The sequence below is a fragment of the uncultured Aquimarina sp. genome, from assembly GCF_947500065.1.
In the GTDB taxonomy this organism is placed as follows: domain Bacteria; phylum Bacteroidota; class Bacteroidia; order Flavobacteriales; family Flavobacteriaceae; genus Aquimarina.
Genome location: NZ_CANMQT010000014.1, coordinates 77,251 through 94,341 on the forward strand (window position 1 = coordinate 77,251; position 17,091 = coordinate 94,341).

Annotated in this window: 10 protein-coding genes; 5 read left to right on the forward strand and 5 right to left on the reverse strand. The window is 34.1% G+C overall.

Annotation, left to right across the window (positions count from 1 at the left end; all coding sequences use genetic code 11):
• Nucleotides 1–51: 51 nt before the first annotated feature.
• The 5 genes from Q0975_RS25320 to Q0975_RS25340 form a co-directional block, all read right to left on the reverse strand.
• Nucleotides 52–672, reverse strand: a complete 621-nt coding sequence (locus tag Q0975_RS25320) for an SMI1/KNR4 family protein (protein WP_299442684.1) — start codon at nucleotides 670–672, stop codon at nucleotides 52–54.
• A 65-nt stretch (nucleotides 673–737) separates the two neighbouring features.
• On the reverse strand, nucleotides 738–1,295 hold the full coding sequence (locus Q0975_RS25325; RefSeq protein WP_299442687.1) for an isochorismatase family protein: 558 nt from the start codon (nucleotides 1,293–1,295) through the stop codon (nucleotides 738–740).
• A gap of 125 nt (nucleotides 1,296–1,420) precedes the next feature.
• Nucleotides 1,421–2,626, reverse strand: coding sequence for a hypothetical protein (locus tag Q0975_RS25330; RefSeq protein ID WP_299442689.1), 1,206 nt, complete (start codon nucleotides 2,624–2,626; stop codon nucleotides 1,421–1,423).
• Between the two features lie 151 nt (nucleotides 2,627–2,777).
• Nucleotides 2,778–3,338 (reverse strand): NUDIX hydrolase, encoded by a 561-nt coding sequence (locus Q0975_RS25335; RefSeq protein ID WP_299442692.1) that lies wholly within the window; start codon nucleotides 3,336–3,338, stop codon nucleotides 2,778–2,780.
• A gap of 98 nt (nucleotides 3,339–3,436) precedes the next feature.
• Nucleotides 3,437–4,477 (reverse strand): AraC family transcriptional regulator, encoded by a 1,041-nt coding sequence (locus Q0975_RS25340; RefSeq protein ID WP_299442695.1) that lies wholly within the window; start codon nucleotides 4,475–4,477, stop codon nucleotides 3,437–3,439.
• Between the two features lie 347 nt (nucleotides 4,478–4,824).
• Between Q0975_RS25340 and Q0975_RS25345 the strand changes: the two genes are divergently transcribed.
• From Q0975_RS25345 to Q0975_RS25365, 5 genes are all read left to right on the forward strand, one after another.
• Nucleotides 4,825–6,141 (forward strand): tail fiber protein, encoded by a 1,317-nt coding sequence (locus Q0975_RS25345; RefSeq protein ID WP_299442698.1) that lies wholly within the window; start codon nucleotides 4,825–4,827, stop codon nucleotides 6,139–6,141.
• Between the two features lie 34 nt (nucleotides 6,142–6,175).
• Nucleotides 6,176–6,712: an OmpH family outer membrane protein gene (locus tag Q0975_RS25350; RefSeq protein WP_299442703.1), complete on the forward strand. Its 537-nt coding sequence runs from the start codon at nucleotides 6,176–6,178 to the stop codon at nucleotides 6,710–6,712.
• A 44-nt stretch (nucleotides 6,713–6,756) separates the two neighbouring features.
• Nucleotides 6,757–7,380 carry a hypothetical protein gene (locus Q0975_RS25355; RefSeq protein WP_299442706.1) on the forward strand — a complete coding sequence of 208 codons (624 nt, stop codon included), beginning with the start codon at nucleotides 6,757–6,759 and terminating at the stop codon, nucleotides 7,378–7,380.
• A 104-nt stretch (nucleotides 7,381–7,484) separates the two neighbouring features.
• The gene (locus tag Q0975_RS25360) at nucleotides 7,485–12,689 is read left to right on the forward strand and encodes a hypothetical protein (protein ID WP_299442709.1); all 5,205 of its coding nucleotides are present in this window, start codon (nucleotides 7,485–7,487) and stop codon (nucleotides 12,687–12,689) included.
• 52 nt (nucleotides 12,690–12,741) lie between these two features.
• The gene (locus Q0975_RS25365; RefSeq protein ID WP_299442712.1) at nucleotides 12,742–17,034 is read left to right on the forward strand and encodes an RHS repeat-associated core domain-containing protein; all 4,293 of its coding nucleotides are present in this window, start codon (nucleotides 12,742–12,744) and stop codon (nucleotides 17,032–17,034) included.
• Nucleotides 17,035–17,091 lie beyond the last annotated feature (57 nt).

Below are 17,091 nucleotides of genomic sequence, written 5' to 3' on the forward strand. Positions count from 1 at the left end.
AGCATAAATTGAATAGTGGCTCTATACTATGCTACAAGTATAGTATCTATATTAGCTTAATTCCTTAATTTCATTTTCTAGTTCTCTTTTATAAATCAGATAACTCTTAAGTTCAATTTTTCCTTTTTCTTTATTTTCATCTAAAACTTTTAATTCTTTGCGGATTTCCTGAATGCGCTTTTCATTCTCAGTTGGTGAATGATGGTTTGAATACACTTCTACCTCTTCTTCATATCCATTGTAAACCTCCATCCAAAACTTATTATTCATATCAAAACTCTTTCGAAATTCTTCCTGAATATTGTTATTCTTTGTTTCTAAATCTTTAAGAAAGAGAAGTTTTTCAGAAAATTCATTAATATTTTCAGCAACTTTTATTGCAATCCACTTTCCTGCTCCACGCCAAGAAAAATAAACTGGGAATTTTTTATCCGCTTCAGTAATATCAATAAAAAATGGATCCGAAGCATATCCTGCACATATGACAAACCAATTCTCCTTGAAATCACCATCTCCATCTCCTGTTTCTTTTTCACCACTTATACCATTAATTTTATATCCTATTTGAAAATCTTCAAATGAATTTAATTCAGGATAAAAATGTGGTAAACAATAATTCTCTAACTCCACTTTTTTGTTGATGAAATCTTTTACGTCTTCAGGCAGATTCATAATTGTTACTTTGGCTATACATTAACTAATAATATAAAAAATCTTACTATTTACGGTGTATCAAGTCATGACACACTATCGTTTTCTTTAATCTGCTCAAAGGTTTTCACATCGACTTTCCCTTTTGTAGGTATCATATTTTCCCAGACCCAATTATAATGTTCAATTACTTTTTCAGCTTTTAAATGAGGGCGATCACCTGTCGTATGACCGTTAGAAACAACCGTAATATCATACTCTTTTGTCAAAGCTGACTGAATTGTAGATTCTATGCAAAAATCTGTTGCGCAACCTGTAATCAATAGTTTCTTTACATTTAATTCTATCAATTTTGATTGGAGTATCGATTTGTAAAAAACATCATTTGCATATTTATCAATAAGAATATCACTGGACTTAACGATTAGTTCGTCTAAATTTTCCCATTCCTCTGTATTCTTTTCAAACGCTCCGGTTCCTGTCCCATCATGTTGTATAAACAATACGGGTAATTTTTTTTCTCTAAATAATAAAGCAAGTTCATTGATACGTTTTACAACTCCATCGGTATCAAACCGAGGTGTTTTTGCAGTGAAAGATCCTTTTTGCATATCAATCACTAAAAGAGCTTCTTTGTTTTTCATGTATTCTTTACTGTTTATTCTGCACAAAAATCAAGGTAGCAATCTACTATTTCTTTACCTTATAATTTCGGGAGTTATCAACTATCAGGAATAATTCATCACAGTTCAATGATTCAAAAATTTGATCAAACTAACCACGTCATTATTTTAGTATAGATTTCAGGGTTATTCAATAGATCCAAATGAGTATTCTCATAAGCAACCCAAGTATGCTCGTCTTTAAAGTTCAAACTTTTTGCTGGATCTTTATGTTCCCCAAAAGCACTTTTTACAGTAACCAAACTATCTCCTAACATTCTAGCGGATAAAGTATCTGTTTCTTTTCCCAAAACAGCAGCGACACTATAACAGTCTATCTTTTTAGGCAATGGGATTCTTTGACTTTCACCTCCATCTATATCAAACCTGTCTTTGCCTTGCCAATCTTCATCAATTAAACTTCCATATCTTAAATCTGTAACACCAGCACTTCTGACTTTTCCCAATGGAGCAAAAGGCTTTGTATAAGGAATAGACTCAAGAATCACATCCAGGTAATTCCCTATCCGCTCTAAAGGTGCACCTTGGTGAGGTGTTCCGAGAAAGACAATTTTTTTGAGGTGCTCAGTCCACTTTTTCTTTTCCTGATCACCATAATATAATGCACTTCTAGTGACTAAACCACCCATACTATGGGCAATAATGATTAGCTCCTCTACAGGAACGGGCCAATGCAGTATTAAATCTTCTAATAACTTATTAAAATCTTGCCCATTTGAGGAAATATGCCTCCCACTATTATAATGCAAGTAAATTGGTGTTTTCCCTAATTCTTTTGCTAATACTTCTCCGTGATTATGTTCTTTTCGTGTCCATTGAATATCATTCATACACGCACCATGTATCATCAAAAGAATTTTGCCATTGATATCAGAGTAATTAGCTTCAAGGTTTTTACTATCCAATGTTATAGCCTCTGACTCATACCTGAATTGCATTTCAATCTTTAAGGGATTTTCTTTTTCTTCTAAATAATCACCGAGTACTCCATTTAATGCAGCGCGCATCCCTTCTACTTCATTGGTCTTTCTTAATTTTCCAAGCACAGGAGTTAAACGCCCTAGTGCTTTATCTAAACCTCCACCAATAAATCGGGTACTATTCTTTATATTTTTAAAAGTGATCCCAGCAATATTGGTAATTAAATGTTGAATGGGTGTAGATGGTAAAAAAGGAGGATGAACCACTCTCCTATGCATGGCTTCTACCAATTCCGTTACACCGATTGTCGCATCTGTAACCAAACGAGTAACACCTTGTAAATCAGATTCTTTATTTGTTTTTTTCGACATGAAGTTTGTGTCTTTAAAAAAGGCGCTATAGCCTTTGGTAAAGGTACTTAAAACAAGAGGATTTATGTCAGGGAATTGCCATGCGATTAAATGCACCTCGTTTTTGTAAAACATTTTTCCTTTTACACAGTTTCAAAATTGTACTTAATACTTATTTATCTGCCTTATATTCTAACAAAGGATAAAAGGATTCCACCATTTTTGTAGGATGTTCATCACCTACATGACTCACCATAAAAGAGCCACCCCAAACAACATTTGGAAATTCCATAATCTGCTTAGTGATTTCCTTTATTGAAGTGACCGTGTTTTTTTCAATAGCCTGATCTACGGGTATCCATTTTGCTTCTGCCAGACCATTTGGCACCGTCAATTCACCGCTTACATAACGGGCAACAAAATAGTTTCTCAATGTTGCATATGGATGATAGTCATATTTGTAACTAAACTGCCCTCGTAATTCTAGATCCGTTACTTTAATTCCATACGCATTTGATAAGCTATCAAGTCCTTCTTTTAAAAACTGACGTTTATTATAAACTAAAGAAGGTGTAGCCCAAACAGATTCTTCTCTGCTCATCAATATTTCATTTTTATCATTAAGAATAATAAGACGTTGCACCGTAAAATTATGAGTTGAACCTTGATGTTCATTCGTGTTGCAAGATAAAAGACATACCATTACCAAGCATAAGGTTGTTGTAATTTTCATTTTATAGTTTATTTTAATATTGGTCAAAATTGTAGTTTAAAAAATGAAAAACCTACCAACATCATAATCTTGGCACTACTATTCCGAAAAAAAATGAATTATCGTATTAATGATTTGCGATAAGCAATCGGAGTCATTTTAGCATGCTTTTTAAAAGAACTATTAAAAGAAGAAATACTATTAAAACCACTATCATAAGCTATTGCCGCAATAGTCATATTAGCATACGCCTGTGCATTCATTAAATTTTGTGCTTCCTGGACTCTATACTTTGATATAAATTGTGAATAATTAAGAGATTCGACCTGATTGATAACCTGAGACAATTCATTAGTCGACATATTAAACTTTGCGCTTAGTTTAGGAAGTGTCATTTCTGGATCTAAAAATGGCTTTTCATCATTCATAAAAGTCTTTAATCTTTCCATCAATTTATATGCCTCATTAGTGTCAAAAGTCGATTGTTTATATTTTTCTACTGGAACGATAAATAGAGAAGGATTTTTTAGAGCCCAAAATGATAAAGAGATTACGACTATAGAGAATAAGAAAGAAATCCCAATATAAAACGGAATAATTAATTCCGAAATCAAAAAATAAACGACCACGAATATCAGGTTTAAGAATAAAAAATAGCGCAACCAACTCAAAACTTTTATCCCTTCTGTAGCCTCAATCTCATTGTTTTGTTTCCATAACCACACTAGAGAAAACACAATATAAGTTCCCATATGGACAATCAAAAAATCATAATATACTCCAAATATCCAAGATCCATTATTTGGGATTAACCAACAGATACTTAATGCTATAAAGAAAGGTAAAAAGTGGAAGTAACTTTTAGTACGACTTTGCGTTTTAGGTTTAATAAGAAATAAAACGTACAACCATATAGCCGGTCCCACGCAAAGCAATGTAGCTAGAAACATAGTCCGCAACGTTGCATCTAATTCAAAATAATTATGAAAGAGTGATTTTCCTATTCGCAGACTAAATGCTACTAAATAAATAGATAAGAAAATATTTGCTTCGGATAACTTTTGTCTATTGGCAAGCAAGAATCCAGCAAAAAAAAGACCTAAAATAACTCCGATACTTCCGACGAGCAATTCAATATGTTGTAATACTTCAGCGTTCATGGTACTATCAAAAATAACGATTGTATTTAAAACTAAAAATCATAAAGTTATAGAGTCAAAAAATGGTATAGTGTCTACTCTTAAAAATAAACATAATCGCGTCGCATTGTAACTACTACGTCCTCTTTAGGTTTTATGCCCTTTTAAAAAACCACCCATAAAGGGTGGGTTAAATTCTTTTCACTTCATATAATTTTACCATCTGTCAATCAATTACAATTATCAATTTATCAAAAAAATGTAATCCTAAATTATAAAATAATAGAGTGAAATAAATATCTGTAGCACTCAATATTTAGTCAAAATCATAGGTCATTATTATTCATCAAAATAAGAAAATTAAAAAAATGAAAAATCAGATTCAGTTTCAAAAAAACGATCGCCCTTTATCAATGTTTAAAGGCAATAGTATATTACTTTTTTTTTGTGTCATCCTCGGTTTAAATTTACAAGCTAAAAACGGTTCTGGTCCTAATACACTTGAAGCAAATCCACCTGTTGCACCTACTATAATTGCCATATCAGGAAATACCGAAGTTACTATAGATAGCACATCGGGGTATGATATTTCGACGCCATTAGGAATGAGTATTCCCAGTGCCGATTGGTCAGTAAATGGAGGTATTATTATAAATCAAAGCCCTACCAGTATTACTATTCAATGGAATAGTGCTGGTTCTAAAACCATATCTTATTATGGGAATCCAATCTCAACATCACCACTAGTTATTGCTCCAGAAAGTATTCAAGGAACTTTATCTGTGAATGTTTTAGGAAGTATTAATGCGGGAAACACATTTCCTTCAGAAGGAAACGTAGGTATTGGAACAACTTCACCTTCTTCAATATTCGAAATTAACAATGGTAATAACTCGAGTTCAGCTTCTTTTAATGTTGACTTTGACCATAATTATGTTCAATACAACCTCAACAGACATACTAATGATAGTCAATCGTCAATATTAAAATTAAGTAGTAAAAGAATGAGTGGTTCTAGCATAAATAAAGGAGCTTCTTTATTCTGGTTAGAATATGATGCTTCTGCAATACTATCAGGAACTAAAGTCAACAAATCATTTACCGCTATCGGGAATGATGGTTTAAATGAAACTTCTATAGCGTATTGGCAGCATAATAATAATTATTCTGTTTTTACAAAAAGTAGTCTCCTAAGGTTAAATGTAAGCTCCAAATCTCTGAAAACAGATATTAACACCAATCATGCAAATCACATTCGTTGGGAGTTTGATGGTCTTGAAAAAATGAGATTACTAAGTAATGGAAATATAGGTATTGGAACTAATGCGCCGGATGCTAAGCTCACAGTAAAAGGTAAAATCCATGTAGAAGAAGTACTGGTAGATCTCTCTGTACCTGGTCCAGATTATGTTTTTGCAAACGATTATAAACTATGGTCATTAGAAAAACTTCAGCAATACATACTAAAAAACAAACACTTACCTAATATTCCATCCGCCAAAGAAATGGAAGCTAACGGAGTAGAACTAGGTATTATGAACATGAAACTTTTAGAAAAAATTGAAGAGTTAACGTTGTATACGCTGAAACAAGAGAAGAAGCATGAAGAACAGAATAGAATTAATCAGGATTTAAAAAACCGATTATCTAAACTAGAACAGTACTTAACGAAAAAAGACCATTAATAACCTAAAACAAAAACTCAAAAAGCAATTTAAGATGGTGAATAAATCAGTATTACTCATATCATTAATGGCATTAATGACCTTCATATCTTCTTTTTTTTATTTCCAATCAGAATCCGAATTAGTGTATGTAGATGTTAATAAATTATTGGATGGTTACAATCGTACTAAGACAGAACGAAAAACTTTTAATATAAAAGCGGTAACATTAAAAGCCAATGTGGATAGTTTAGTTACCAACTGGCAACAGGAACTAAAGAACTATGAAAAGGAACGAATCTCTATGTCTAAAAAAGAGATAGAACTAAAACAAGAGCTTTTGGCCAATAAACAACAACAAATCAATAATTATCAGCAGGCTATACAAAAACAGATACAAGAAGAAGATCAAAAGATAACACAAACTGTCATTAATGATATTAATGATTATGTAAAAGAATATGGTAAGGACAACGGGTATAAACTCATTTTTGGAGCTAGTGGTAGTGGAAATATTATGTACGCAGATAAGGCTTCTGATCTTACTGAAGAAATCCTTAAAGGACTTAACAGAAATTATTCAGGAAAATAACACAGTAAAAAATTTATTGTTTGATAAGCAATAATAATCAAGAGATGCAAATAATAAAAGTACACAAACTATGCATAATAGTACTATTTATCGGATCGGTTTTTACAAGTTGTAATCAAAAAACCTTTGCTTCAGAAGAAGCATTATTGGATTACATGAAAGAAGAGTCTAATAAATATGTCCAATATAAATCTTTGAATGGTATCAATTTCTCATTGACGTATCGACCCACTGATTTATTGGTTAAGCAAGAACTTACAGTTGATTCTTCAGAAATAGTACTTGATAGTCTTAGAAATAAATATAAGAAGTATATCTATTTCAACTTGAGGATGTCTAAAAACAATCAAGAAGTATTAACGAGTGTAGCTGGTAATAGAAATCAATTCGGGGCAATGGTAAATCAATTGGCGTTCGGAATGACAGAACGTGTACATCTGTACACCTCAAAAAAAGATACTATCACCATGTTAGATTATGTCTACCCTAGAATGTATGGAATGGGTACTAGTACAAATATGCTATTAGTATATCCAAGGGATAAGAAATTAGTAGAAGAAGAGTATGTCAATTTGAGTATTGAAGATATTGGATTGTTTACCGGGGAGATTACTTTTAAAATCCCTACCACTCCTTTAAATAATGAACCTGGATTAGATTTCAAATAAAAACATTACCAAGTTTTTTGTGAACGTTTATCCATAAAAGTGATTTTCTGGTAACGAAACCAAGAAAAGAACTAACAAGTAAATAACAAAATAAAGATTTGACTATGTCCAAAACAAAATTTTCACATAAAGTCATAGCAGTGTTTTTAACACTCAATTTTTTACAGTCTTTTGTGCCTTATAATATGTTGTTAGCAAATAACAACGGGCCTGCAGCACCTGAGGCATCTAGTTTTGAACCAGTAGATGCTTCGGATATGGTAAATCTGGCAACAGGAGATTTAGCATATGTATTGCCATTATTAAATGTTCCTTCTCCAGAAGGAGGATATCCATTATCATTATCATATCATGCCGGTATAGCGATGGATCAAGAAGCCTCTTGGGTTGGATTAGGATGGACATTAAATCCTGGTGCGATAAATCGTTCTGTAAATGGATATCCCGATGATTGGAATGACGCTAGATTTAAAGAGTATTTCTATGACGCCGGAGGAGAAAACAGTACATACACAGGAAGCTTAGGATACACCTCTTTTTCAAGTGGTGGTTTATCAGTGGGGTTATCTTTATCATATTCTGATGATAGAGGTTTTGGAGGTTCCGTTAGTTATGGTTTTGCCCTGAGTGAATTAGCAAGTGCTGGTGTTAGTGTGGGTACCGATGGAGCTTCTGTTAATGCTTCCACGCGTATCCCTTATTCTCCTTTTTCAATAGGAGGAAGTATCGGTACAAATGGTGTTGGGGTCAATGTTGGTTATGGTTTTGATGCTAAAACAACTACCAATGGTAGTGGTTATTGGGGCCAAAATGTTGGTTTGGGGTTAAATTCCAGTTGGAGTGGCGATATATCCGTTAATGCCAGTTATAGTGCTGGTGAAAAAGGCAAAAAAAACAGCGTTGGGATTAATTTCTCTTCCAAAGGAGTAAGTGTTTCAGGGAAAGTTAACGGAGTAGGTGCCGGAGCTAATATTGCGTTTGAGAATGCAGTTTCACAAAGTGATTATAACATTAAAAAAAGTGGTTTTTTTATACCAATTGTGATTCCTACAGGAGAAGGTATGATTACCGCAAGTTTTGGCTATCAAAAAGTAACATACGATTTAGATAAATTAGAGAATACTTCAGTAACAGGTCCTGTTCATTTTAAGAATACGGAAACTACTAAAGGGCGATGGTTATGTTTCTATGGTTTATCTAGAGTACATGAAGTTGATGAAAATCATGTTCATAACAATACCCCTCATTCTGTTATTTATACAAAGAATGTAGTAGCTTTTAATGATATTTATGAGGTAGATTTTCGTGGTAATTCTACGGCTGTTGAGCTTGATAATAATAATGCAGTATTCCCTAATTACGATAATTACAGAGTAACCGCTCAAGGATTATCTGGTTCTATGAAACCTCGTGTATATAGAAACAGCGCGTTATTGGGGTTTACAAAGGATATTGAAAGCAATGATAATGATTATAAAATATCTTATAAAATACAAGATAATTCTGCATCAGGTTTTAATATAAATCCTAATTTTCATTTTGAAAATGAATATTCATCTTCATTATTAATTGAGCCTGCAAATTTTAAAACAAATATCCAGCCTACAGATATTTTTGGATATCTTAATTACGCTCCGTCTACTGAGATTTCTCATAAAAAAGGAGGTAGATTTGTAGAGTCATTTACCAATAAGGAACTGGCAAATAATTCAAGTTTTAGTAGTGGTCTGTTAAAACCAAATACTTCAATTAATTATGGGGATAGCGATTTGTTTGAACCTGATGGAATTGGAGCATTTAAAATAACTTCTCCAGATGGTAAAACCTATCACTACGCTTTACCGGTCTACAATCATGAAGTCGTTTCTAGGCAATTTGGTTTTATAGCTGGGAAACCAGATGAAGATGAAGCTTTTTTCGAAAAAAGACAGTTAGAAAAATATGCTACACATTGGTTGTTAACTGCAGTAACAGGACCCGATTTTGTGGATACTAATGGAAATAAGGTAGCTGATGAAGGTGATTATGGATATTGGGTAAATATGGAGTATGGTAAATGGAGTGATGGTTATATATGGTATGCTCCTCATGGTAAAGAATATAACACAGATCGCCAAAATCCAGATATTAAAAATTATACATGGGGGCGAAAAGAAATTTACTATCTCGATAAGATCAATACTAGGACGCATACCGCTCTTTTTATAAAAGAAGAAAGAAACGATAGCCAAGGAAAAAGACAAATCTATGAACATCGTTTAGACAAAAACAATAAAACTACATTAAATTTTAAAGCTCAGGCATTACTTCGTTTACGTGAAATCATTTTATTAAAAAATGAGGACGCTATTGGAGTTACAAAAACGAATTCCAGTGATTTAAGTTCTTTTCCACCTTCTAACCATAATCATGTATTAACCTTTTACGATCCTAAATATGAAGGAGGAGGAACTAAAACCATACGGTATAGTCTTCAGGATAATGTTTTGGATAGAAAAGATCTTAGCAATTGGGATAATTTAAGAAGCAAAGCTTTAAAAATTATTGATTTCACTGGTTATAGTTATGAACTAGCTGATGGTGCGCCTTATACTTTTGGTGGGGTTAATGGGAGACTTTCTTTAAAACATCTTACCTTTAAAGGGAAAGGAGGACAACAATTAATGCCTCCTTATAGTTTTGAATATAATAAAGGAAGTTATCAGTTAAACCAAAAAGATGAATGGGGATATAATAGGAATTATCCTCAAAACTGGAGTTTACGCGAAATAAAGGTACCTACTGGAGGAAAGATTCAAATCGAATACGAGCCTGATTCCTTTACTTCCGCTACAAATCATGAATTGTCTTTTCCTGCGACAAATCCTAATGGTCAGAATGAAATCTTTATAGAATCATCCACCGATCCCTTCATAGCCTACAATGCTACTATAGGTACTCAATTAGGTATTACCTATAGAAAACTTCGCTCTTGTAAAAAAACAGAACACGATATAAATGGCGACCCATTACCAAATCCACGAACTGAGTTTACCTATGAATCTTATAACGATATGGCAACAGTTACTCAGATACTCAATGGAGGTTACAAGCTAAAACTTCGTTTTAATAACCCTCGAAAAACGCGAACCAGTGTATTCTATGATGGACGAACTTGCTCTGATGTTTCGACAACACCTGATGTTAGTAAAGTAGATTTCCCTTCACAAGAATTTACTACTGGTATACGAGTGAGAAGTATTAAGACTACCGATGGAATTGTAGAATATACAACCGCCTATGATTATAATTACCCAGGAACAAATACTACATCAGGTGTAGTAAGTTACATCCCTTTTGTTAATGAAGTAACTGGAGAGGTTCCATATGGTATAGAACTCCCACCTCCAATACCTATGTACGGTCATGTAAAAACTACTGCCTATGGAAACAATGATGTATCACTTGGTCATATGCAATATGAATTTAAGGTATTACCTGTAAAACATAAAGATATAGTTATCGGGTATGCTGATATTCTGGAAGCTGACATAAGACAAAAACCAACTGTTTTGAATACCAGCAATAATGTACGCGTAGAGGCAAAAAGCACCATAATTAAAGACAATATGTCTAATTTGGGACAATTATTATCTACTGCTAGCTATAACAGTTATGGACAGTTAATCACTAAGACGATCAATAATTATAAATCCCCTGAAAACATTACTCAGGGAGTGACTCAAGAGTCATTCCAAACGTATAAAGAAATAGATTATGTGTCTAATACAAATGAATCAGATAAATGGTTGGTAAACTCTTCTACGAGAATAGTATACCCAAGTGTTCTGGAATCTACAACGACTATTCAAGGTGGTTTTTCTAGTACTACCTATTTTGACAAATATGATAATACTTCCGCTCAATTATTAGAAACCAGAACCGAAAGTAGTGATGGAACTGAATTTAAAACTGAAGTTATCCCTGCATATACTAAATATCCTGTATTAGGTAGTAAAACAGACAACATAAATAACAAGAATATGTTGACGCAGGAGGCAATGACAAAAAGTTATATAAACCAATCAGGAAACTGGATAGAAACCGGAGTTGGAATTACTACTTGGAAAAACTGGGAGCATAACATCTGGAGAAAACATAAAACGTATACCTGGGATGGTCAAACAAATACCGATGGATTATTTGTAGGGTTTACAGGATCCGATGATGGATTTAATTGGAATGTAAATGCTACGAATCAACCTACAGATTGGAAATTATTATCTGAAGTTTCTAAGTACGATCGATTTTCAATGTCTTTAGAAACAATAGATATAAACAACAACCGTGTTGCTCTCAAAATGGGAGACAAAGACACCAAAACCATTGCTGTTGGAAATGCTGCCTATAATGAAATGTATTATAGCGGAGCAGAATATATATCTGGTTCTAATTTTGATGATGGAATTTATGGAATTGGTCGTACTCAGACAAAAGCGCATACGGGTAAATACTCAATAAATATAAGTAGTCAACAAGGGTTTAGAACCAATGTCCCCAATGGACATAGATCTGGAACATATAAAATATCGGTATGGGCGTCTAAGAATAATTATACAAAAGCTCGAGTATATGACGGAAAAAGCTTAAAATCATTTAATGGAGAAAAAGTTATAGCTGGTGATTGGGTATTACTAAACCATTATGTCGATTGGGATACAGCCGCAAAAACGGTATATGTTCGATCAGCTTCAGGAAGCACTTATTTTGATGATTTTAGGATACACCCTGTACAATCTGCTATGGCAACGTATGTATATAACGAGTGGGATGAACTTTCTGCGATACTGGGAAGTAACAATTTGGCAACTACGTATACATACGATGCGGTTGGAAGACTAATCCAAACCCATAGTGAGGTCGCGGATGATATAGGCCTGACCGGAGGTCTTAAAAAAATAGCGGAACATCGATATACCTATAGCGAATCCCTAGAGGATGCTAGCACAATTGACCCTCTTTTTGCTTCTGTCACCTATGGATCTTCAAGCGCAACTCATCAAACTTTTGTAGGAAAAGCAACTGGTGGTTCTGGTAACTATAGTTTTAAATGGTATAAGAGTATTGGATCATCCAGTACTGATTTTCAATCCACACCGGCAAGTACTAGCCCTACATTTACTTGGAGCAACCTCTCTGGATGCAATATTCGATGGGTAAGACTCATCGTTACAGATAATCAATATTCTAATCTTGGGCAATCCTTACGCACCGTTAGAAACGATAATGAATGTGATGATGGCTCTGGAGGAGGAGATAATCATCAATAAAAGAGAAAAATTCATATTCACAAAAATGATACAGTTTTTAAAAATAAAACAGATGAAAAATCAATATAAGATAAAAAGTATCCTTCTGATCTTTTTTAGTTTATTAAGTTTGGTTGGATTTACGCAAATTATTGAAGGCTCGGAACAAGGGAGTAGCAATTGCCCTGAAATAGCAGTAACTCCTGTAATAACAAAATACTGTGAATACACAAGGATTACTAAGGGGTTTCAAGAAATCAATTTTAATACAGTTTATTATTGGCAGAACACTTCCTCCGGTTCTAGTACGTCAAATTCTGAACGTTCTATTGATAGAACCACTGGAACAGTATATTATTTACGAGGAAAAAACACGCAAACCAATTGTTGGGGGCCTGTAAGAACTATTAATTATACAATTGATACAGAAAGAACATGGTACCTTGATGCAGATAGAGATGGTTATGCAGTATCGACCAGAGTTGCTTGTAGCAGTCCAGGAAATGGTTATACCCTAACCCTACTTCCTCTTGGGGATTATAATGACACAACAGCAAATATCACTAATATTCCTCCTCAACACTTCTATAAAGATAGTGACAATGATGGTTTAGGAGATCCTAATGATAAGGTGTATTACAGCATAAAGCCTGCAGGTTACGTAACTAATAATACCGATTTATGTCCTAATGAATCTGGTGAGGTAGCAAATAATGGTTGTCCTTCTAATGACAGTGATACCATTGAACCTTTTAATACTGTATTGACCATTACATATAATGCAAATGGTGAAAGCACTTCTAAAACTAAATCGTATGCAGATAATTTAGGTAGGCCTATACAAACACAAAGCCTTGATATTTTAACGAATAAAGTATGGGCAAATCAAACGCTTTATGATGATCAAGGAAGAGCAGTTATACAAACGTTAAGTGCACCGGTAAACACCGATGGTCACATTCTTTATAAAGAAGACTTTATATTAAAAACGGATGGTAGTAGTTACAATGTATCTGATTTTGAAAACAATCCTGATACTCCTCCAGTTGTTGGTAATCAGTCGAGCACTCTAGGATGGTATTATAGTGAGTCCAATACATCCGAAGCATACCAGGATGTTACAGACTATCCCTTTTCAGGTACTATATATAGCACCTTAAATCCGGGAACAATTTTACGAACAGCTGGTGGTACTAAGGTTAGTGGTGCATGGCCACAATCGTATGTTTTCAGTATGCCTGCTTCTCAGGAACTTTCTCAAGGTAGTGCATTTAATGATTTAAAATACAATACTACTAAAACCATTAAGACAATATCTAGGGATGTTCATGGAGTAGAAAATGTTGTGTTCGCAGATACTGATGGAAAAGTATTAGCTTCAGCCCGAAGTGGAGGAACAGTTACCAGAACTATGACAATTCCCATAAGCGAGCAAGGTTTTATAGATTTGCATGTCCCAAGTGGGAATAATATGGGTTTTTCAATAGCTACACCAACTGGTATTTCTGTTACTATTCATGATCTGATTTCTGAAACCACAACCTCAGCAGCAGCATCCATGCCTAATAGCTTCTATAGAATAAGTGTAAATGATTTAGAAAACTATGATGCTCAGACTAATCCGGTTATAATAACTTATAAAGAGAATTATTATGATTATAGTCTTAATGAATATGATAAAACTGGACGATTAATTTCATCTAAACAACCGCTAATTCACCTAGAGAGCACCTTCGAATATAACACTTTGGGGCAATTGATTCATAGTTCCAGTCCTGATGAAGGAGAGGTTTGGTTTAAGTATCGTAAAGATGGACAAATTCGTTATTCACAAAATAGCAAACAGCGTACAGCTGGAGAATTTTCGTACACCAATTATGATAGTTTTGGCAGACCGATAGAAGGAGGTGTAATTATTAACAATGGATTTTCAACAACTAATCCTGATGCAGTTCTTCCATCTGGCAGTAAAAAAGAACAAGTACTTACTACATATGATGTACCGGACCTAACTGGCCTTAATAATGCATTAGGAAATGTATCATCTCATTATACTGCTCAAAACTTTGTATCGGGTAATGTATCCAGCACGCAGACACTAAATCCAACAACCACAACAAGCTGGTATAGTTATGATATTTATGGACGTGTAGAGTGGATTGTTCAAAAAATAAATGGCTTGGGAACAAAAACCATCGATTACGAATATGATCCTGTTTCTGGCAGTGTGACTAAGGTTTATTTTCAGCGCCATAATACGGCAGAACGTTTTATTCATCGATACACTTATAATCCACAAGATTACAGTTTGGTGCAAGTAGAAACTTCTATAGATGATATAAATTACACTACCCATGCTGATTACACCTATTATGAAACTGGAGCTTTAAAACGTATGGAGCTTGGTGGTGGGATTCAGGGAGTAGATTATGTCTATAACTTAGCTGGGCAATTAAAAAGCATTAACCATCCTAGCTTAAATACTACTCATGATCCGGGAGGTGACGCAAATGATCTCTTTGGGATGGCCATTGACTATCATCAATCAGATTATATGCGCGGATTGAATAATATTAAATCCACTACCTATGGTACAGATCAACTCAATGGAAATATAAAAGGAATACGCTGGAATAATGGTTACCAACCGTTACAAGGTGCACAAAATGTATATTCATATCAATATGATCGTAATAATTGGCTGACCGATGCACAATATGGGGAGTATAATGCACCTTCTAATAGCAACATCCCTCCGGATATTACAAAGAACAGCACTGTATCCGGCACACAAAATTATGAAGCTACCAACAGCATTCGTTTTTTACCAGGCTTTAAAACAACTTCAGGAACTGTGATAAAAGGAAAAATTATAAATGCTGATGGTTTACAAGAAAATAACAACGGTGATTATAACGTTAGTGGAATTACCTATGACGCTAATGGAAATATACAAACTTTACATCGAAACAAAAATACAGAAGACGGAAACAATGCGATGGATGATTTATCCTATACGTATAAAACAGATAAACCTAATCAGTTACTAAGGGTAGACGATACTGTGACAAGCACCACCAATGTAGATGATATCAAAGATCAAAATAGCGATAACTATATTTATAACGGTATTGGTCAATTGGTAGAAAACGTGTCAGAAAACGTAAAATATGTTTATAACACGGCAGGTTTGATCACAGAGGTAAGAAAAAATAATCAAACATTAGTTAAGTTTTTTTATAATGGTCTAGGACATAGGTTGAGAAAGGAATCTATTATAAGTAACTACACCGAACATTATGTAAGAGATTTTACTGGTAAAGTTATGGTCATCTATAGAGATAATCAACCAGCAGAATACCCAATATATGGATCAGAAAGAATTGGGGTATATAAAAAAGAAGGGGCAACCTCTTACCAACTTACCGATCATTTAGGCAATGTACGTGCGGTAGTCGGGAATAATGGAGATCTTACATCTTCTTCCGATTATTACCCCTTTGGGATGGTGATGCCTAATAAATCTTTAACTGGGTCTGAAGAATATCGTTATGCATATCAAGGGCAGGAAAAAGACCCAGAGACAGGAAAAGAAAGCTTCCAGTTACGATTATGGGATGGTCGGATTGGAAGATGGTTAACGACAGATCCTTATGGAGAATTTAGTTCTCCTTATTTAGGAATGGGTAATAACCCTATTAGTTTGATTGATCCAGATGGAGGTATGACTCAGGTAGGAGATCCTCCATCCGTCAGTAGAAAAGGGATTGATACTTCTATTCCAAAACCACTTGGTTTTGTAGAAGGGGAATGGAATAGTACTATATTACTGTCAGGAATAGTTATTAGAACTGGTATTAAAAATGAAGGTATCTATAGAAGAGCTTATGCTCAATCTAGAGAACAGTGGTCCGCTGTACCTATGTTTATGACTGAATTAATAACGACTGTTGTTCCTGTTGGAGGTGCTGCTAAGGTATTTCGTTGGGGGGCAAAGCTTATATCAAAAAGTAGGAATGCAAAATTAATTTCAAAAGCAGCAATTAGGGCTGAGGCAAAATTTGCAAAAACTAAAGGTCCTGCTTGGTTATTAGGGATAAGAAAGCATGCTCATGCAACAAAAATATTGAGAAAATATCAAGGGATTTATGGAGATAAAGGATTAAGAACAAATGTTTATTTTAAAGGAAGTAATGGTAGAGGTTTCTTAGACGTTATAGACAGAAAAAATGGAGGGATTATTTATGATTGGAAATTCATGGACAGGGCCATTATGACCGGTACTCAATATAGTAAATATTCAAATCATTGGAGAAGTCCTTTTATTAAGCTGGTAAACAGAGCTGGAAAAATCACTAATAGATGATAATTAGCTACTACGAATTTTGCAACCTGTTAGAAGAAAAAGTAAACTTTAATACTA